This is a genomic window from Nocardioides oceani, from assembly GCF_030412965.1.
In the GTDB taxonomy this organism is placed as follows: Bacteria; Actinomycetota; Actinomycetes; order Propionibacteriales; family Nocardioidaceae; genus Nocardioides; species Nocardioides oceani.
In genome coordinates, this window is record NZ_JAUHJQ010000010.1 from 119,858 (window position 1) to 137,913 (window position 18,056).

General features: G+C 74.9%; 17 protein-coding genes. 6 read left to right on the plus strand and 11 right to left on the minus strand.

Going from position 1 to position 18,056, the window contains the following annotated elements:
- Nucleotides 1-60 precede the first annotated feature (60 nt).
- Nucleotides 61-648 carry a LysR substrate-binding domain-containing protein gene (locus QWY28_RS19495; RefSeq protein WP_300954331.1) on the plus strand — a complete coding sequence of 196 codons (588 nt, stop codon included), beginning with the start codon at nucleotides 61-63 and terminating at the stop codon, nucleotides 646-648.
- A 138-nt stretch (nucleotides 649-786) separates the two neighbouring features.
- Nucleotides 787-2,484: a BCCT family transporter gene (locus tag QWY28_RS19500; RefSeq protein WP_300954332.1), complete on the plus strand. Its 1,698-nt coding sequence runs from the start codon at nucleotides 787-789 to the stop codon at nucleotides 2,482-2,484.
- Between the two features lie 7 nt (nucleotides 2,485-2,491).
- Here the strand turns inward: QWY28_RS19500 and QWY28_RS19505 are convergent, their stop codons facing one another.
- Nucleotides 2,492-3,928, minus strand: coding sequence for a GuaB1 family IMP dehydrogenase-related protein (locus tag QWY28_RS19505; RefSeq protein ID WP_300954333.1), 1,437 nt, complete (start codon nucleotides 3,926-3,928; stop codon nucleotides 2,492-2,494).
- Nucleotides 3,929-3,969: 41 nt separating this feature from the next.
- Between QWY28_RS19505 and galK the strand changes: the two genes are divergently transcribed.
- Complete coding sequence (galK, locus tag QWY28_RS19510) at nucleotides 3,970-5,136, plus strand: galactokinase (protein ID WP_300954334.1); 1,167 nt, start codon at nucleotides 3,970-3,972, stop codon at nucleotides 5,134-5,136.
- A 2-nt stretch (nucleotides 5,137-5,138) separates the two neighbouring features.
- Here galK and QWY28_RS19515 read toward each other — a convergent pair whose 3' ends face one another.
- Nucleotides 5,139-6,500, minus strand: a complete 1,362-nt coding sequence (locus QWY28_RS19515) for a DUF2252 domain-containing protein (protein WP_300954336.1) — start codon at nucleotides 6,498-6,500, stop codon at nucleotides 5,139-5,141.
- Entirely contained in the window at nucleotides 6,497-7,111 is a 615-nt protein-coding gene (locus tag QWY28_RS19520; RefSeq protein WP_300954337.1) for a hypothetical protein, read from the minus strand. Before QWY28_RS19520 ends, QWY28_RS19515 begins: the two co-directional genes overlap by 4 nt.
- A gap of 95 nt (nucleotides 7,112-7,206) precedes the next feature.
- On the opposite strand from QWY28_RS19520, the gene QWY28_RS19525 reads away from it, so the two are divergent.
- Both QWY28_RS19525 and QWY28_RS19530 read left to right on the plus strand, forming a co-directional pair.
- Nucleotides 7,207-7,494: a YiaA/YiaB family inner membrane protein gene (locus QWY28_RS19525; protein ID WP_300954338.1), complete on the plus strand. Its 288-nt coding sequence runs from the start codon at nucleotides 7,207-7,209 to the stop codon at nucleotides 7,492-7,494.
- Between the two features lie 224 nt (nucleotides 7,495-7,718).
- Nucleotides 7,719-8,726, plus strand: coding sequence for a hypothetical protein (locus tag QWY28_RS19530; protein WP_300954339.1), 1,008 nt, complete (start codon nucleotides 7,719-7,721; stop codon nucleotides 8,724-8,726).
- 117 nt (nucleotides 8,727-8,843) lie between these two features.
- Here QWY28_RS19530 and QWY28_RS19535 read toward each other — a convergent pair whose 3' ends face one another.
- Both QWY28_RS19535 and QWY28_RS19540 read right to left on the minus strand, forming a co-directional pair.
- Complete coding sequence (locus QWY28_RS19535; protein ID WP_300954340.1) at nucleotides 8,844-10,067, minus strand: acyl-CoA dehydrogenase family protein; 1,224 nt, start codon at nucleotides 10,065-10,067, stop codon at nucleotides 8,844-8,846.
- Nucleotides 10,067-11,440 (minus strand): acyl-CoA dehydrogenase family protein, encoded by a 1,374-nt coding sequence (locus tag QWY28_RS19540; RefSeq protein ID WP_300954342.1) that lies wholly within the window; start codon nucleotides 11,438-11,440, stop codon nucleotides 10,067-10,069. Before QWY28_RS19540 ends, QWY28_RS19535 begins: the two co-directional genes overlap by 1 nt.
- 100 nt (nucleotides 11,441-11,540) lie before the next feature.
- Here QWY28_RS19540 and def point away from each other — a divergent pair, with 100 nt between their 5' ends.
- Nucleotides 11,541-12,143 carry a peptide deformylase gene (gene def / locus QWY28_RS19545; RefSeq protein ID WP_300954343.1) on the plus strand — a complete coding sequence of 201 codons (603 nt, stop codon included), beginning with the start codon at nucleotides 11,541-11,543 and terminating at the stop codon, nucleotides 12,141-12,143.
- Here def and QWY28_RS19550 read toward each other — a convergent pair.
- Genes QWY28_RS19550 through QWY28_RS19575 form a run of 6 tightly spaced genes read right to left on the minus strand, consistent with a single transcriptional unit; the run spans nucleotide 12,110 to nucleotide 17,930 of the window.
- Entirely contained in the window at nucleotides 12,110-13,183 is a 1,074-nt protein-coding gene (locus QWY28_RS19550; protein WP_300954344.1) for an NAD(P)/FAD-dependent oxidoreductase, read from the minus strand. The genes def and QWY28_RS19550 overlap by 34 nt on opposite strands.
- Entirely contained in the window at nucleotides 13,180-13,713 is a 534-nt protein-coding gene (locus QWY28_RS19555; RefSeq protein ID WP_300954345.1) for an isoprenylcysteine carboxyl methyltransferase family protein, read from the minus strand. Before QWY28_RS19555 ends, QWY28_RS19550 begins: the two co-directional genes overlap by 4 nt.
- Nucleotides 13,710-14,834, minus strand: a complete 1,125-nt coding sequence (locus QWY28_RS19560; protein WP_300954346.1) for a type III polyketide synthase — start codon at nucleotides 14,832-14,834, stop codon at nucleotides 13,710-13,712. The genes QWY28_RS19555 and QWY28_RS19560 overlap by 4 nt, the downstream gene beginning before the upstream one ends.
- Nucleotides 14,831-16,009, minus strand: a complete 1,179-nt coding sequence (locus tag QWY28_RS19565) for an NAD(P)/FAD-dependent oxidoreductase (RefSeq protein WP_300954347.1) — start codon at nucleotides 16,007-16,009, stop codon at nucleotides 14,831-14,833. The genes QWY28_RS19560 and QWY28_RS19565 overlap by 4 nt, the downstream gene beginning before the upstream one ends.
- Entirely contained in the window at nucleotides 16,006-16,854 is an 849-nt protein-coding gene (locus QWY28_RS19570; RefSeq protein WP_300954348.1) for a UbiA family prenyltransferase, read from the minus strand. Before QWY28_RS19570 ends, QWY28_RS19565 begins: the two co-directional genes overlap by 4 nt.
- A complete protein-coding gene (locus tag QWY28_RS19575) occupies nucleotides 16,851-17,930 on the minus strand; it encodes an NAD-dependent epimerase/dehydratase family protein (protein ID WP_300954349.1) in 1,080 nt (359 codons plus the stop codon). Before QWY28_RS19575 ends, QWY28_RS19570 begins: the two co-directional genes overlap by 4 nt.
- Between the last annotated feature and the right edge of the window lie 126 nt (nucleotides 17,931-18,056).

Sequence of the window (18,056 nt, forward strand, 5' to 3'; positions counted from 1 at the left end):
GCGCGCCGGTGGGGTGCCGCGCCGCACGAGCAGCGGTCGCCGGCCCCTAGGGTCGAGCCCGTGAGCACCCCGCCGTTCCGCGTCGGCTTCGTCACCGGCGCGACCCCCGACAAGTGGGCCCGGCACTGGCGCGAGCGCCGCCACCGCGAGCCGCTCGAGCTGGTTCCGGTGACCGAGGAGGACCAGGAGCGCGTCCTGCGCGAGGGCGAGGTCGACATGTGCCTCGTGCGCCTGCCCGTCGACCGCGACGGCCTCCACCTGGTCCGGTTGTACGACGAGCTGCCGGTCGCCGTCGTCGGCGACGAGCACCTGCTGACCCTCGCCGACGACGTCACGCTGGCCGACCTGGCCGAGGAGCAGCTCGTGCTCCCCCACCGGTCCGGCTGGCGCCCCGACGTACCCCAGCTCGACTGGCCGCCCATGTCGGTCAAGGACGCGATCGAGGTCGTGGCCAGCGGCACCGGCGTCGTGCTCGTGCCGATGTCCGTCGCCCGGCTGCACAACCGCAAGGACGTCGAGCACCGCGTCGTCACCGACCTCGAGCCGACGACGGTCGGGCTGGCATGGCTGGTCGACCGCGACGACGAGCAGTGCCAGGCGTTCGTGGGGATCGTGCGCGGGCGATCGGTGCGCAGCACGCGCGGCTGACCGCCCGACCGGGTGAACGATCTCACCCCGAAGTGTGGGGACGGCGCGTCACGGGTAACCGAATCCCTTGTGACCGATCAGCACCAAGCCGTCCGACCACCCGACCAGCGCTCCAGGGCGAGGAGGGTCGCCGACGCGGTGTCGCAGCCGCCGGTCGACGTCGTCCACCCTGCGCTCGACGCGGTACCGGAGGAACAGCGCATCGAGCGCGGCCTGGACCGCGTGGTCTTCGGGGTCAGCGCGGCGATCGCCGTGGCCTTCCTCGTGTGGGGGTTCATCAGCACCGACTCGCTCGCGTCGGCCTCCGGCAGCGCCCTGGACTGGGTGCTGGAGTCGACGGGCTGGCTGTTCGTGCTGACCGCCAGCGGCTTCGTGGTGTTCGTCGTGTGGCTCGCGTTGAGCAAGTTCGGCCGGATCCCGCTGGGCCGCGACGACGAGGAGCCGGAGTTCAGCACGGTCTCCTGGGTCGCGATGATGTTCAGCGCCGGCATGGGGATCGGCCTGATGTTCTACGGCGTCAGCGAGCCCGTCACCTTCTTCACCGAGCCGCCGCCGGGCACCGGTGAGGCCGGCAACCCCGAGGCCGCGCAGACCGCGCTGGCCACGACGCTCTTCCACTGGTCGCTGCACCCGTGGGCGATCTACGCCGTCGTCGGGCTGACCATCGCCTACGGCGTGTACCGCAAGGGCCGGGCCCAGCTCATCTCCGCCGCCTTCGAGCCGCTCCTCGGCCGCCACGCCACCGGCTGGGGCGGCAAGGTCATCGACATGTTCGCGATCTTCGCGACGCTCTTCGGCTCCGCGGCCTCCCTCGGCCTGGGCGCCCTGCAGATCGGCAGCGGCCTGGAGATCGTCGCCGGCGTCGGCGAGGTCGGCAACGGCGTCCTGGTCGGGATCATCGCGGTGCTGACCGCGGCGTTCGTGCTCTCGGCCGTCTCGGGCGTGGCCCGTGGCATCCAGTACCTCTCGAACATCAACATGGTGCTCGCGGTGCTGCTGGCCCTGTTCGTCTTCGTCGTCGGGCCGACCATCTTCATCCTCAACCTCCTGCCCACGGCCCTCGGCACCTACATCGGCGACCTCCCCTCGATGGCGGCGCGGACCGGTGCCGAGGGACAGGCGACCGCGGACTGGCTGGCCAGCTGGACGATCTTCTACTGGGCCTGGTGGCTGTCGTGGACGCCGTTCGTCGGCATGTTCATCGCCCGGATCTCCCGCGGGCGGACCATCCGCCAGTTCGTCACCGGCGTGCTGCTGGTCCCCAGCGTGATCAGCCTGGTCTGGTTCGCGATCTTCGGCGGGACCGCCATCGACCTGCAGCGCGACGGCACCGACATCGCGGGGGCCGGTGGCCTGGAGTCCCAGCTCTTCACGACCCTCGAGGCGTTCCCGTGGGCCACGGTCACCGGCATCCTCGTCATGGTCCTCGTCGGCATCTTCTTCGTCTCCGGCGCCGACGCGGCCTCGATCGTCATGGGCACGCTGTCCGAGCGCGGCACGACCGAGCCCCGCCGCCCCACCGTCATCTTCTGGGGCGTGGCCACCGGCGCGGTCGCCGCGGTGATGCTGCTGGTCGGCGGCTCCGAGGCGCTCTCGGGCCTGCAGACGATCACCATCGTCGCCGCGCTGCCGTTCGTCGTGGTGATGATCGGCCTGGCCGTGTCCCTGGTGAAGGACCTGCGCCAGGACCCGCTCATCGTGCGCCGTCAGTACGCCGTGGAGGCGGTCGAGCAGGCCGTCGTCGCGGGTGTCACCGAGCACGGCGACGACTTCGCGCTCTCCGTCGAGCCCGCGCCGGCCGACGACGACGCGCCGGCCGGCGGCCCCGTCCGCTGAGCCCGGCTCACCAGGAGGTGGCGAGTGGTCGCCCCTCCTGGTAGCCGGCGGCGGACTGGATCCCGACCACGGCGCGCTCGTGCAGCTCGGCGAGGTCGCGCGCGCCGGCGTACGTGCAGGCGGAGCGGACGCCCGAGCAGATCTGGTCGATGAGGTCCTCCACGCCCGGCCGCGCCGGGTCGAGGTACATCCGCGAGGAGGAGATGCCCTCCTCGTAGAGGCCCTTGCGGGCGCGGTCGTACGCCGACTCCGTCGACGTCCGGTTCGCCACGGCGCGCGCCGAGGCCATGCCGAACGACACCTTGTAGGCACGGCCGCTGGGGTCCTCGACGAGGTCGCCGGGCGACTCGTGGGTGCCGGCGAACCACGAGCCGATCATCACGCTCGACGCGCCCGCCGCGAGCGCGAGGGCGACGTCGCGAGGGTGCCGCACTCCCCCGTCGGCCCACACGTGGGCGCCGAGGTCGCGAGCGGCCGCGGCGCACTCCAGCACCGCGGAGAACTGCGGCCGGCCGACACCGGTCATCATCCGCGTGGTGCACATGGCGCCGGGACCGACACCGACCTTGACGACGTCGGCGCCGGCCTCGACGAGCGCTCGGGTGCCGTCGGCATCGACGACGTTGCCGGCGACCACCGGGACCTCCGGCGACAGCGCCCGGACGGCCCGGAGCGCGTCGAGCATCCGGTCCTGGTGGCCGTGGGCGGTGTCGACGACCAGGCAGTCGACGCCGGCCTCGAGCAGCCGCCGTGCCTTGTCGGCCACGTCGCCGTTGACGCCGACGGCTGCGGCGATCCGCAGCCCACCGCGCTCGTCGACGGCCGGGGTGTAGAGCGTGGCGCGGAGGGCGCCCGTGCGGGTGAGCACGCCCACGAGCGCGCCGTCCTCGTCGACCGCCACGGCGAGCGGCTCGCGCGCCTTGTCCAGGGCGTCGAACGCCTCGCGCGGGTCGGTGTCCGCCGGGATCCGGACGAAGGACCGGTTCATCACGTGCTGCACCTGGGCGAAGCGGTCCACGTCGGCGCAGTCGGCCTCCGACACGACGCCCACCGGCCGGCCGTCGTCGACCACGACCGCCGCGCGGTGCGCCCGCTTCGGGATGAGGGAGAGCGCCTCGGCCACGGTCTGGTGGGGGGTCAGCTCGATCGGGGTGTCGACGACGAGGTGCCGCGACTTCACCCACCGCACCACGTCGGTGACGACCGGGATGGGGATGTCCTGCGGGACCACGACGAGGCCGCCGCGCCGCGCGACCGTCTCCGCCATGCGCTTGCCGGCGATCGCGGTCATGTTCGCCACCACCAGCGGCAGCGTGGCGCCGGTGCCGTCGCCGGTGGACAGGTCGACGTCGTACCGGCTGGCGATCGCGGAGTGCCGCGGGACCATGAAGACGTCGTCGTAGGTCAGGTCGTGCGCGGGCCGCGCGTCGTGGAGGAATCGCACGTGGGTCCACTGTACGCGGACGTCCTTCCTAGGGTGGTCCCGTGAGCTATCTCGAACCCGGCAGTCCCGACCAGATCGCCGCCGACCTGCGCGGCGCCTTCGAGCAGAGGTACGGCACCCCCGCGGCCGCCGTCGGCCGCGCGCCGGGCCGGGTGAACCTCATCGGCGAGCACACCGACTACAACCGCGGGCTGGTGCTCCCGCTGGCCCTGCCCCACGCGACGTACGTCGCCGTCGCCCCGCGCACCGACGGGCGCGTCCGGGTCGCGAGCCTCCAGGACGACGCCACCTGGGAGGGCACCGTCGCCGAGGCCGGTCCCGGGGGCCCGCGGGGCTGGACGGCGTACGCCGCCGGCGTGCTGTGGGCGCTGGCCGAGGCCGGTCTCGACGTGCCCGGCATGGACGTGCTCGTCGACGGACGGGTGCCGCTCGGCGCCGGGCTGTCGAGCTCGGCCGCCCTCGAGTGCGCGGTCGCCGTGGCGGTCCTCGGCCTCGCCGGCCGCGACCTCGACGAGGAGACCCGTCGCCTCGTCATCGACGCCTGCATCCGCGCCGAGACCGAGGTCGCCGGCGCCCCGACGGGCGGCATGGACCAGACGGTGGCGGTCCTCGGCGAGGCGGGCGCCGCGCTCCTGGTGGACTTCGACACCGACGAGACGCGCTCGGTCCCGCTCGACCTCGCCGGCCTGACCCTGCTCGTCACCGACACCCGGGTCTCCCACGAGCTCACCGACGGCGGGTACGCCGCCCGGCGGGCGGACTGCGAGGCGGCCGCGGCCGAGCTCGGCGTCGCGTCGCTGCGCGAGGCCGACCTGGCGGCGGTCGAGCGGATCACCGACGAGCGGGTGCGGGCGCGCGCCCGGCACATCGTCACCGAGACCGACCGGGTCGTCCCGGTGGCCGAGGCGCTGACGCGTGGTGACCGGGACGCCGTGGCCCAGCTGTTCGCGTCGTCCCACGCCTCGATGCGCGACGACTTCGAGATCTCCTGCGACGAGCTCGACGCCGCGGTGGCGGTCGCCGTCGAGGCCGGCGCCGTCGCGGCGCGGATGACCGGCGGCGGCTTCGGCGGATCCTCGGTCGCGCTCGTGCCCGACGAGCGGGTCGAGGCGGTCATGCGGGCGATCGACACCGAGTTCGCGCTGCGCGGGTTCGCGGCACCCGCGCACCTGCGGGCGGAGCCGTCGGCGGGCGCCGGGCCCGCCTGACCTCAGGTCGAGGAGACGCCGATCCGGCCCTCGCGGAAGGCCGCGACGAACAGCGCGTGGTCGGCGCGCACCCGGTCGGCGTACGCCAGTCCCACGTCGGCGAGCCAGCCGCGCAGCTCCGCGCGGCGCTCGCCGACCGAGGCCGCCACGGCCTCCTCGACCTGGAAGTCGACGAGGTCCTGCTCGCTGTCCTCGTCGGAGGCGCAGTGGATCTTCGCGGTCGCCCGGCCGAGCAGCCCCACCACCTCGGCGATCTGGTCGGGCTCGGTCAGGCCGCTCCAGTCGAGGTCGACCTCGTAGGGCGAGACCTCCGAGACCAGGAACCCGACCCCGTCGAGCTCCGTCCACCCCAGCAGCGGGTCGGTGTGCACCTGCAGCGCCCGCTGGCTGACGACGGTGCGGTGTCCCTCGTGCTCGAAGTAGCCGTCCACGGCCGCCGTGTCCACGAACCGGCTCACCGCCGGCACGTTGGCCTGCTTCATCGACAGCACCACGTCGTTGTCGAGGGCCTCGCTGTAGCCCTCGACGAGCAGGTTGTACGCCGGCAGGCCGGCCGAGCCGATGCCGAACCCGGACTTCCCGACGACGTCGCGCAGCTCGTAGAACAGCGCCCGGCCCGACCGCTTGTCCTCGGGGATCGTCGCGAGGTACGTCTCGTAGGCCGCCTCGACCCGGGCCCGCTCCTCGTCCGGCAGCCGCCGGACGGTCCGGTCGTCGCGGAAGACCCGGACGCCGTCGACCCGCACCGTGCTCGCGTCCAGCAGGTCGGCGCGGCGGCGCTGGCGGGCCTCCACGAGCGCCAGGTGGATCGGGCCCTCGGTGTTGTCCAGGTGCAGCGCGAACTCGGCCGCGTCGTCGGCGGCGCCGCGGTAGTCCTCGACCTGGTCGAGGTAGCCGTCGACGTAGGTCTCCACGAGCTCGCGGACGTCCTGCTCGGGCAGCGCCTTCTGCCAGCCGACGAGAGCCAGGGACGCGGCGAACCGCATCAGGTCCCACGTCCAGCGGCCGAGGTAGGCCTCGTCGAAGTCGTTGACGTCGAAGACCAGCCGGCCGTCGTCGCTGAGGTAGGTCCCGAAGTTCTCCACGTGCAGGTCGCCGTGCACCCAGATCCGCCCGGAGCGCTCGTCGACCCAGTCGTCGTCGATGGCCGCGCCGTCGCCGGTGTCGGCGGTCATGTCGGCGTAGAACAGGCACGCGCTGCCGCGGTAGAAGGCGTGGGGGTCCCGAGCCATCGTGCGGTACTTCCCTCTGAAGGCGACCGGGTCGGCCTCCATCAGCGGCGCGAAGGCGTCGGCGAGGCTCTCGACGATGAGCCGGGTGCGGTCGTCGTCGTCCGCATCGAAGCGGGGTACGCCGGCGTTCACCGGACACCCGCCGGCGGCTGCAGCCCGTGCTCGGCCAGCTCCAGTCGGGCCAGCCGGTCGATCACGTCCCCGTCGCCGCGACGCCAGGCCCCGACCGGGTCGTCGGTGACCCGGCTCAGGACGTGGAGCGGCTGGTGGGCCATCGCCCGCAGCGCGAACAGCTCGAGGTCGGCCGGCCCGTCGACGTACCGCTGGGCGGCGCTGGCCTCCCGCACGAACCGGACCCTCCCGGGCAGGTAGCGGCTGCCGACCACCAGGATCGGGATGACCGCGATCGAGACGCCGAGCCAGAAGGCGAGCCGCTCGACGGCCCGCACCGTGGCCTCGCCGGCGTCCGCGAGGGCCGTCGAGGCGTCGGAGGCCTGCTCGAACGGGCTGGCGATCCCGTCGCCCACCAGCGGCACGTCCTCGAGGTAGCGCCCCGCGTCGCCCATCGACTCGGAGAGGCTCGTCGCCGAGGCGGCGGTCCGCTCCCCCGGCCCGGCCAGCTCCATCGTGCCGTCGTGGACGGTGGTGCCGACCCAGATCCACAGCACGACCCAACCGACCAGCAGCGCGTCGAGCGCCAGCTGGATGGCGAAGCGGGGTGTCGAGTCCGCGTAGAGCTTCATGGGGCACCGGTGACCGCGGCCGAGCACGCGTACTCAGGTCGAGCCGGGTCTGCACGCGGATCCCGGCCCGGCCGGTCGCGACCAGGCTGGGAGCCATGAGCACTCCGACCTCCGCCCGCAACACGTCCGCCTTCTACGCCCAGGCCGGCATCTCGTTCGCCGTCGCGCTCAGCGCGATGCTCTTCGCCGTCCTCTACGTCCCCGTCGACCCCTGGGTGCGTGCGTTCTTCGCCGTGACCACGCTCTACCTGGTCACCTCCGCCTTCACCCTCGCCAAGGTCATCCGCGACGCCCAGGAGAACCAGCAGGTCGCCGCCCGCCTCGACCAGGCGCGGGTCGACAAGCTGCTCGCCGAGCACGACCCGTTCCGCGTGGTCTCCTGACGAGCCGCCCCCACCTCCGTCCCCGCCCCACCCGATGACGTCCGCCGCATGGCGGACGTCACCCATGTCCGGGGTTGTGCGCGGCTCGGTCCGGGGTACGGGCACAGGAACGGCGGGCGCATCGCGCCTGCTTGACTCGTCGCTCGACCCGGCCGCCCGGGCTCACCGCCCGGGCCGACCGCTTGACCTGTCGCACACCTCGACCGATCGGAAGGACCGACACCGTGGCCCGCAAGAGCCCCCTCGGGAAGATCAAGGACGCCGCCCTCGACACCATCAAGGACCCGATCGGCTCGGGTCAGAAGGCGGTGGGCCAGGCCGTCGGGCAGGCCAAGGGCACCGTCGAGCTCGGCAAGGCCGTCGCGGGCCAGGTGACCGGCCAGGCGATCTCGCGGGCGACCGGCACCGTCGGTGCGGTCACCTCGCTCGTGCCGGGCCTGAAGAAGCACGCCCCGGCCGCGCCGACCGAGGACCCGATCGCCCGCAAGACCGCGGAGCCGCCCGCCGGCGGATCGGCGGCGGAGGCCGCCCCCGCTGCGAAGAAGGCCGGCGCGAAGAAGGCGACCTCGCCCACCGACCGGCCCCAGGGCGACCCGGTGAAGCCGGCGACGACACCGGCGAAGAAGGCCCCCGCCCAGAAGTCCCCGGCCGCGAAGAAGGCGGCTCCCACGGAGCCGGTGAAGCCCCCGGTGGAGGACGTCGCCACCGCCGCGGTCCGCGAGGCCGCCACGAACGCCCCCACCGGCAAGGGCTCCTTGAACAAGGCCGCCACGAAGAAGGCGACCAAGAAGACCGCGAAGAAGGCCGCCCCGGCGGACAACGCGATCGACGCGGCCGCCGACCCCGCCGACGTCGACGTCACCCCGGCCGACATCGCCGCGACGGTCGCCAAGAAGGCGCCGGCGAAGAAGGCCCCGGCCGCCAAGAAGGCGCCCGCCGCCAAGAAGGCCCCGGCGGCGAAGAAGGCCCCGGCCGCGAAGAAGGTCCCCGCCGCCAAGCGGACCGCCTCCGGTGACATCCCGCTGTCGGCGGCCGAGCTCGCCGGGGGCGCCGGCACCGAGACCATCACCCCCACCGGCACCCGCGGGGCGGACGTCGCGCACAACCCCGACACCAAGGACCACGACCTCCAGCAGGTCGGGACCGAGCCCCTCGTCGACCCGGGCACCACCAAGGCCGTCGCCAGCGAGTCCGAGACCCTCGGCCGCGCCAGCGACACCGACAAGGGCTGACCGACCCGGCCTGACCGACCAGGCCTGACCGACCCGGGCCGACCACCCGACGTACGACGCAGACGGCCCCCGCGGAGCTCTCGCTCCGCGGGGGCCGTCCCGTGTCCGGGGCTGGACCTACTTCAGCTCGGCGCTGGAGAGGCCGAGGACCCGGCGGGCGACGATCAGCTGCTGGATCTGCTGGGTGCCCTCGAAGATGTCGAGGATCTTGGAGTCGCGGGCCCACTTCTCCAGCAGCTCGGCCTCGCCGTAGCCGACCGAGCCGCAGAGCTCGACGCACGACAGGGTGATGTCGGAGCCGACGCGGCCGGCCTTCGCCTTGGCCATCGAGGCCTCCAGCGAGTTCGGCCGGCGGTTGTCGGCCATCCACGCCGCCTGCAGCATCAGCAGGTGCGCGGCCTCCCAGTCGGCCTCCATCTGCAGCAGCTTCGCGGCCGCGGCGTGCTGGAGGTGGGCGGGGCGGTCGTGGTCGACGGTGACGCCGGCGTCCGCGAGGAGCGACCGGGTCAGGTCGAGGGCGGCGCGGGCGCAGCCGACGGCCATGGCGGCCACGAGCGGGCGGGTGTTGTCGAAGGTCGCCATCGCGCCCGCGAAGCCCTGCTTGGTGTCGATCTCCGGCGAGCCGAGCAGGTTCTCCTTCGGCACCCGACAGTCCTCGAAGATGATCGTGGCGGTGTCGGACGCCTTGATGCCGAGCTTGTGCTCGAGCCGGTCCACCCGCATGCCGGGCGTGCCCTTCGGCACGACGAACGACTTGATGGCGGCGCGTCCGAGCGAGCGGTCGAGGGTCGCCCACACCACGATGTGGTCGGCACGGTCACCGGCGGTGACGTAGATCTTCTCGCCGTTGAGGACGTACTCGTCGCCGTCGAGGACCGCGGTGGTCTTGATGTTGGCCGAGTCCGAGCCGGTGCCGGGCTCGGTGATCGCCATGCCGGCCCACACGCCGGCGAACCGCTCGGCCTGCTCGTCGTTGGCGACCGAGGCGATCGCGGAGTTGCCGAGGCCCTGGCGGGGCATGGAGAGCAGCAGGCCGACGTCGCCCCAGCACATCTCGGCGATCGACATCACCGAGGCGAGGTTGGCGCCGTTCTTCACGCCGCCCTCGTCCTTCCTCGGCTCGTCCTCGCCGCGACGTACGCCGGCGGCGCCCGCGCCCTCGCCCGCGCCGGACTCCGAGAGCCCGTCGATCATCGCGGCGAGCATGTCGAGCTCCTTGGGGTAGGCGTGCTCGGCCTTGTCGTACTTGCGGGAGATCGGCCGCAGCATGTTCATCGCGACCTGGTGGGCCTGTGAGACCAGCGGGCGGAACTTCTTCGGGTCCTCCAACGAGATGGCCATCAGACCAGCACGCTCCCTTCCATCACTCCGACGGCCCGCAGGTCGCGGTACCACCGCTCCACCGGGTGCTCCTTGACGAAGCCGTGGCCACCGAGCAGCTGCACGCCGTCGAGGCCGATCTGCATGCCCTTGGCCGCGCACAGGTTGCGGGCCAGGGCGACCTCGCGGGCGACGTCCTTGCCGGCGGCGGCCCGCGAGGCCGCCTTGTAGGTCAGCAGCCGCATCGACTGCAGCTCGATCGCGATGTTGGCGACCATGAACGCCACCGACTGGCGGTGGGCGATCGGCTCGCCGAACGCCTGGCGCTCCTTGACGTACGGCGTCACGTAGTCGAGCACGGCCTGGCCGGTGCCGACGGCCAGCGCACACCACGCCAGCCGCGAGAGCCGCACGCACTCGGTGTACGTCGTGCCGTCGGTCGCGCCGAGGACGGACTCGACCGGGACGGTCACGTCGCTGAGCACGAGCCGGGTGAGGCCGGCCGCCCGGACGCCCATGCCGGGGTCGCCCTCGACGCTGAGGCCGGGCGTGGTGGACTCGACGAGGAACAGCACCGGCGTGCCGTCGAGGGACGCGCCGACGACGAAGAGCTCGGCCTCGCTGCCGAGCGGGACCGCGGACTTGGTGCCGTTGAGGACGTAGGAGTCGCCGCGGCGCACCGCCGTGGTCGACGGGGCGAGGACGTCGAAGAGGACGGTGGGCTCGTTGAGCGCCAGCGCCGCGGCGGGGACGCCGCCCTCCCCCTCCCCGGAGAACGCCGGGAGGTAGGTGCGCTGCTGCTCGTCGGTGCCCCACAGCCCGATGGCCGTGGCGACCGCGCCGGGCGCGAGGGTGGCGACGGCCAGGCCCATGTCGCCGCGCGCGAGCGCCTCGGCGACCAGCGTGCCGGCCATGGCCGAGCGCTCCTCGGAGATGCCGCCGAGGGACTCCGGGACGCCGAGCAGCGGCAGCCCGATCTCCTGCACCGCCGAGCGCACCGCGTCGGGCACCGTGCAGGCCTCGTCGGCCTCCGCGGCCGCCGGCCGGACGACCTCCTCGGCGAGCTCGGTGACCACGTCGACGAGCATCTGCTCGTCCTCGGTCGGGGTGAGGTCGAAGACGCCGGTGCGCGGCGCCGCCGGGACGCGCACGCCCGGCTTCCCGCGCTGCCCGACCTTCGAGAACGAGCGGCCGGCGGCGGTGGCCGTCCGGAATCCGCTCCGGGTGACGGTGAAGACCGCCTGCTCGGTGGACCGGCGCAGGCCGAGCCGGTCGATGAGGTCGCTCTGCGCCACGCGGTTCAGCGCCGCGACGGCGTACCCGATGGGATCGCGCGACTCCTGCGAGGCGAGCCCGTGCCTGCCGCCGGGCCCCAGCTTCTGGATCAAGGACATGCGGCCAATGTAACTACGAGTTACACAACCGGCTACACCCGGGGTCGTGGGCCGGGTCACACGGCGGGCGGGACGCCGCGAGCCGTCTAGGATCGCGGTCATGCCCGCCCCCGACGAGCCCCCGCACCACGCACCGCACGGACCGCTGCCGACCGGTGGCACCGTCCGCCCGATGACCCGCTGGGGGACGCCGGTGATGCACCGGCCCCAGCAGCCGGTGACGACGCACGACGAGGAGCTGCGGGCGCTGGTCGCCGACATGGTGGCGACGATGTACGCCGCCGACGGGGTCGGCCTCGCGGCGTGCCAGATCGGCGTGGACCGCGCGGTCTTCGTCTTCGACTGCCCCGACGCGTCCGGCGAGCGGACCGTCGGCGTGGTGTGCAACCCCGAGCTCACGCTGCCCGAGGGGCGCGAGCGCCAGCTCGAGGAGGCCGAGGAGGGCTGCCTGTCCTTCCCGGGCGCCTTCGTGGAGTGCGCGCGGCCGGACGTCGCGTCGGTGACCGGCACCGGCCTCGACGGCGAGCCGGTGGCCTTCACCGGGGACGGCCTGCTGGCCCGGTGCCTGCAGCACGAGACCGACCACACCCGCGGCACGGTCTTCGGCGACCGGATCCCGACGAAGGCGCGCAAGAAGCTGCAGAAGCAGCACGACAAGCTGGCGGCCGACTACCCCGCGGACTGGCCCGTCGGCGAGGAGTGAGGCCGGCCCGGCTCGTCGGCGGGCCGGGCGAGCGCGTCGACGGTCGCGCCGAACAGCCACGGCAGCCGCTCGGCGGCCGGCACGAGCGCGGTGCGCGTCGGCCGCAGGCTGGTCGCACCGAGCAGCGCGTGGGTCAGCCAGCGGTAGCGGCGGGTCAGCCTCCGCCAGTCCTGCTCGTAGGCTGCGACGTCGCCGCGGGCGATCGCCTGCACGGCCGCGCCGGCCTGCGCGACGGCCAGCGCGATCCCCTCGCCGGTCAGCGCGTCGACGTAGCCGGCGGCGTCCCCGACGAGCAGCACCCGGCCGGCCGTGCGGGCGGTCGCATCCTGGCGCAGCGGTCCGGCGCCGCGGTCCGATCCGGCGTGCGGGGCGCCGGCCAGCCGGTCGAGCAGCTCGGGGAAGGCGGCCAGGTGGTCGTCGTACGAACCGCGCCGGGTGGTGAGGACGGCGACGCCGACCAGGTCGTCCGCGACCGGGGTGACGTAGGCCTCCGCCTCGCGCGCCCAGTGCACCTCGACGTGGTCCGACCACGGGCGCACGGCGTAGTGCCGCCGCAGCCCGCGGCGCAGCTGGCGACGCCGCGGCCGGTCCAGGCCCAGCGAGCGTCGCAGCGGTGAGTGCAGGCCGTCGGCCGCAACGGCGTACCGGCCGCGGTGGCCGGCGGCAGTGACCCCGTCGGCGTCCTGCGCGAGCCCGTGGACGGTCGCCTGCTCGACCGGCACGCCGGCCGCCTCGACGGCGTCGCGCAGGGCGTCGTGCAGCGTCGTGCGTCGTACGCCGCGGCCCGCTCCGGACCGGAAGTCCGCCTCGACCCGGCGGGCCCCGGCGACGTACCGGATCCCGCGCAGGTCGTGTCCCGCGGGGTCGACGCCGAGATCGGCGAGCGCGGCGACGGCACCGGGCATCAGCCCCTCGCCGCACGCCTTGTCGACGGTGCCGGCCCGCCGCTCCAGCACCGTGACCGTCAGCCCCTCGCGGGCGGCGTGCAGCGCGGTGGCGAGGCCGGCCGGTCCCCCGCCGACGACGAGCAGGTCCTTCACGCCGCGGCGCCCTCGGTGAGCCGCCCGAGCGCGGCGTCCTCGGCCCGGATCCGGGTCGCGAGCAGGCCGGCGTTGAGGACGGTGAAGACGACGGCGGTGATCCAGGCGCCGCCGACCAGCGGCAGCGCGAACCCCTCGACGACCACCGCGACGTAGTTGGGGTGCGGGATGAACCGGTAGGGACCGCCGGTGACCCGCGGCGCTCCCGGGACGACGATGACCCGGGTGTTCCACTGGCGGCCGAGCGTGCGGATGCACCACCAGCGCAGTCCCTGCGAGGCGACGCAGAGGACGAGCATGCTCCACACGAGCGCGGCGGGCGGCTCGGGGCGGCGCACCCAGACCTCGACCAGGGCGCCGACCAGCAGGCCGGTGTGGAGCACCACCATGAACGGGTAGTGCCCGCGGCCGGACTCCACTCCCCCGCGGGCCAGGCTCCAGGCGGCGTTGCGGTTCGAGACGACGAGCTCGGCGACCCGCTCCAGGCCGACCGCGGCGACCAGCAGCGTGAAGGCGACCTCGAGGCTCACGCGGCCGCCTCCGGCGCGCGGAGGAGGACGAGCTCGGAGCAGAAGCCCGGCCCCATCGCGAGCATCAGCCCGTAGGAGCCCGGCCGGGGCGGCCGGTCGGCGAGGGTGTCGGCGAGGACGTGGAGCACCGAGGACGAGGACAGGTTGCCGATCCGGCGCAGCGAGTCCCAGGTCATGCCGAGCGCGTGCCGGTCGACGTCGAGCGCGTCCTGGAGCGCCTCGAGCACCTTGGGGCCGCCGGGGTGGGCGACGTACCACTCGACGTCGTCGTGCGTGAGCCCGTGGTCGTTGAGGAAGCCGGTCACGTCGTCGCCGACGTACTGCCGGACCAGGTCGGGCACGGAGGAGTCGAGCACGATCTTCAGGCCGCCGGCCCCGACGTCCCAGCCCATGGTGCGCTCGGAGTCGGGGTACATCCGGCTCCGGGCCGCGACGACCTCCGGCTGGTCCGGGCGGGCGGCGCGGGCGAGCGGGTGGTCGGGGCCGACCGCGACCACGGCGGCGGCGCCGTCGCCGAAGAGCCCGCTGGCGACCAGGTTGGCGACCGAGGTGTCGTCGCGCTGGAGGGTGAGCGAGCACAGCTCGACCGACAGCAGCACCGCGACGCCGTCCGGGCGGCCGCCGAGCAGGTCGTGCAGGCGCGCCACGCCCGCCGCGCCGGCGACGCAGCCGAGGCCGACCAGCGGCAGCCGGACGACGTCGGGGCGCAGCCCGATCTCCTGGGCGACGCGGGCCTCGATCGACGGGACGGCGAGCCCGGTCACCGTGCACGAGGCGATCACGTCGACGTCGGCCGGCGTCAGGCCCACGGCCTTGAGCGCGTCGACGACCGCGCGGGCGCCCAGCTCGACGCCCGCGGAGATGAAGACGTCGTTGGACTGGCCGAAGTCCTCGAGCCGGGCGTAGTCCTCCAGCGGCAGGACGGTGTGCCGCGTCTCGACGCAGGCGTTGCGGTGGAAGCGGTCGACCACGGCGCGGTTGACCGAGCCGGACAGCATCGTGGTCGCGAACGACTCGGTGATCTCCTCCTGGAGGTGGCAGTGCTCGGGGAGCACGCCGCGGACGCTGACGACGGTGCTGGGCCGCGGCAGCGGGCGGCCCTGGGGTGCGGTGGTGGTCATGCGGGCTCCTCGAGGATGGCGTCGGCGCGGGTGGGCTGAGGTGGTCGGAGGAACGCCCGGCCAAGGCCGAGCGCGAGGGACGGGGTGAGGCGGCCGCGGGCGAGCCCGAGCTCGACGAGTCCGTCGAACACCTCCTGGTCGGCCGCGGCCGCGCCGATGCCCGCGGTGAGCACACGGCGGCTGCGGGTCAGGGCCGCGGCCAGCGCGGTGTGGCGCAGGTGCGGGAGCAGGACGCGGCGCGTGGCGCTCCGGTGCAGCAGGCCCGCCCGTTCGGGCCGGCCCTCGCGGATCGCGGCGGCGGCGGCCCGGCCCGCGGCCAGGCCGGTCGCCACGGCGTAGAAGATGCCCTCGCCGGTGAGCGGGTTGACCAGGCCGGCGGCGTCGCCGACGAGGAGCACCCGGCCCGGCGCCGGACGCCAGCGCGCGGTCGAGAGCGGCAGGTGGTGCCCGCGCCAGGACCCGCCGCCGTCGGCCGCGCCCGGCAGGAGACGGTCGAGCCGCTCGAGCAGCTCGGCTCGGGCCGGCGCGGGACGTCCGGGGTGCAGGACCTCCCCGTAGCCCACGTTGGCGGTGCCGTCGCCGCAGTCGAAGGACCAGGCGTAGGACGGCTGGTGCTCGGTGCCGAGCTCGATCACCTGGCGACCCGCGTGCGCGGCGGCCACCGGCGCGTAGCCGCGGATCGCCAGCGCCACCGGGCCGCGCGGTCGCTCGAGGGAGCGGCGGACGACGGAGTGCGCGCCGTCCGCGCCGACCACGACCTGCGCGGAGAGGTCGCCGTCGAGGACGACCGCGCCGTCCCTGCTCTCCACCCCGCGGACGCGGTGGCGGCGCAGGTCGGCGCCCGCGGCGACCGCCGCCTCGACGAGGCGCGCGTCGAGGACGGCCCGCGGGACGACGTACGCCGGGCGGGCCATGCTCCGCTCGGCGGCGACCGGTCCGTGGGCCAGCCGCAGCCGCCGCACCGGCGTGCGGTCGTCGAGCAGGCCGGTCACGCCGACCTCGGCGAGCAGGTCGAGCACGTGCGGCGCGATCCCGTCGCCGCACGCCTTGTCGCGGGGGAAGTCCGCCCGGTCCAGGAGCAGCACCCGGAGGCCGGGGTCCGCGTGGAGCGCGCCGAGCGCGGTGGCGGCGCCGGCCGGCCCCGCGCCGACGACGGCGAGGTCCCAACCGGTCATCGCGCGGCCACCAGCAGGACGACGTCGAGCAGGGCGACGGCCACGGCGGCCCGGAAGGGCGTGCGGCCGCGCGCGACGAGGGTGAGGACCGCGAGCACCAGCACGATGGCCAGCGCCGCGACGGTCCACGGCGGCGGCGACCCGGTGGGGCCGAGGACCGCGAGCACCGACGCCCCGGCGAGGAGGGCGGCGGCCAGGGCCCGCGACGGCGTGGCGCCGATCCGGTGCGGCAGGCCCCGGACGCCGGTGCGGACGTCGTCGGCGAGATCGGGCAGGGTGTTGAGCAGGTGCGCCCCGACGCCGAGCAGCGCACCGGCGGCGGTCGTCCACGCCGGTGCCCACGCCGGGTCGGGGCCGGCGAGGGTGACGACGGAGGGCAGGGTGCCGAAGGCGCAGGCGTACGGCGCCCACGACCACCACGTCGCCTTCAGCCCGAGGTTGTAGGCGTGGCCGGCGCCGGCGCCGAGGAGCACGTTGACCAGCGCGCTCCGCCAGCCGACGAGCGCGGAGAGGACGAGGCAGGCCGCGGCTGCGACGCCGAGCGCGGTCACGACCCAGGCGACCGGCAGCGCCCCGGTGACCAGCGGCTTGTCGGTGCGGCCCACGGCCCGGTCGCGCCCGAGGTCGCGCAGGTCGTTGCCCCAGCCGATGGTGAGCTGGCCGGCGAGCACGGCGGCGGGGACGAGCACCGCGTCCCGCAGGCCGAGGTCGCTGCGGACCGCGAGCAGGGCAGCGATGGCGGTCACCGCGAGCGCCGGGCCGCCGTGCGCGGCGGCGAGCAGCGAGGCCGCCCGACCGGTGTGCGGGCGCGCGGGTGGGCGGGCCGGGACCGCGCTGGTCGTCACGGCCGGCGGCGCACGGCGACCGGCCCGCGGCGTACGGCGTCACCGACCGCGCCGAGCACCGTCCGGGGACGCAGCGCGGGCGTGCGCCCGGAGGCGGCGTCCTTCATCCCGGCGACGACCTCGGCGAAGACGGTCGGCCCGTCCGTGGTGGGCGCCCAGCCGAGCTCGACCCGCGCGCGGGTGGTGTCCATCGTCGGCAGTGCGAAGCCCATGTCGAGCCAGCCGGTGTCGACCTGCTGCAGCCGCGCGTGCCACGTCGCCGACATGACGGCCCGGACGACCGCCGAAGGGACGTGGACGAGCTTGGCGCCGAGCGTGTCGGCGATGACCTGGGCCGTCACCGGCGGGTCCGCGGCGAGGTTGAACGCGCCGGCCGCGCCCTGGCGGAGCACGGTGGCGATCGCTTCCGCCACGTCGTCGGTGTGGACCATGGGGATGACGAGACCGCGGTCCATCGGCAGCACCGGGAGCAGGCCAAGCGCCCGGGACGGCACGAGCGCCGGAACGCCGTACCTCAGCAGCGCCGACCCCGCCGCGCGCTGGCCGACGATGCCGGGCCGGAGCCGGGTGACGACCCGGTCGGGGTGCGCGGCCTCGTGCTGGTCCAGGAGCCGCTCGGCCGCGGACTTGTGCCGGCTGTAGCGCGAGGTGGGCACGCCCTCGGTCGGCCAGGACTCGTCGACGGGGCGGTCGTCGCGCTTGGGCGCGTAGGCGCCCACCGAGGACATGTGGACCACGTGCGGGACGCCGGCCTCCTCGACGGCACGCAGGACGCGGCGGGTGCCGCCGATGCCGGTCTCGGCCAGGTAGGTGAGGTCGTGGGAGGGCTGGAAGCCCCAGGCCAGGTGCACGACGGCGTCGGCGCCGCGAAAGGCCCCGACGAGCGTCTCGTGGCAGGCGTCGGTGCTGAGGTCGGCGGAGTGCCAGGCGATCTCGTCGCCGCCGGCCTCCCCGGCACCGCCCGGCTCGGGTGGGCGACGGGCCAGGCCGACGAGGTCGTGGGTGCCGTCGGCGCGCAGCCTGCGCACCAGGGCCGAGCCGATGTTGCCGGTCGCTCCGGTGATCGCGATGCGCATGGGCGTTCGGTGCCCCTCCGCCGGGGGCCTCACACGGTGACCGCGGTGCCGGCCGCGGTGCCGGCCGCGGTGCCGGCCGCGGTGCCGGCCGCGGTGCCGGCCGCGGTGCCGGCCGCGGTGCCGGCC

Excerpts from the sequence above, each read along its gene's own strand:
- QWY28_RS19535 (WP_300954340.1), bottom strand. The coding sequence starts at position 10,067 with ATGGCCATCTCGTTGGAGGACCCGAAGAAGTTCCGCCCGCTGGTCTCA.
- def (WP_300954343.1), top strand. The coding sequence starts at position 11,541 with ATGCCCGCCCCCGACGAGCCCCCGCACCACGCACCGCACGGACCGCTG.
- QWY28_RS19565 (WP_300954347.1), bottom strand. The coding sequence starts at position 16,009 with ATGACCGGTTGGGACCTCGCCGTCGTCGGCGCGGGGCCGGCCGGCGCC.
- QWY28_RS19525 (WP_300954338.1), top strand. The coding sequence starts at position 7,207 with ATGAGCACTCCGACCTCCGCCCGCAACACGTCCGCCTTCTACGCCCAG.
- QWY28_RS19560 (WP_300954346.1), bottom strand. The coding sequence starts at position 14,834 with ATGACCACCACCGCACCCCAGGGCCGCCCGCTGCCGCGGCCCAGCACC.
- QWY28_RS19540 (WP_300954342.1), bottom strand. The coding sequence starts at position 11,440 with ATGTCCTTGATCCAGAAGCTGGGGCCCGGCGGCAGGCACGGGCTCGCC.
- QWY28_RS19575 (WP_300954349.1), bottom strand. The coding sequence starts at position 17,930 with ATGCGCATCGCGATCACCGGAGCGACCGGCAACATCGGCTCGGCCCTG.
- QWY28_RS19520 (WP_300954337.1), bottom strand. The coding sequence starts at position 7,111 with ATGAAGCTCTACGCGGACTCGACACCCCGCTTCGCCATCCAGCTGGCG.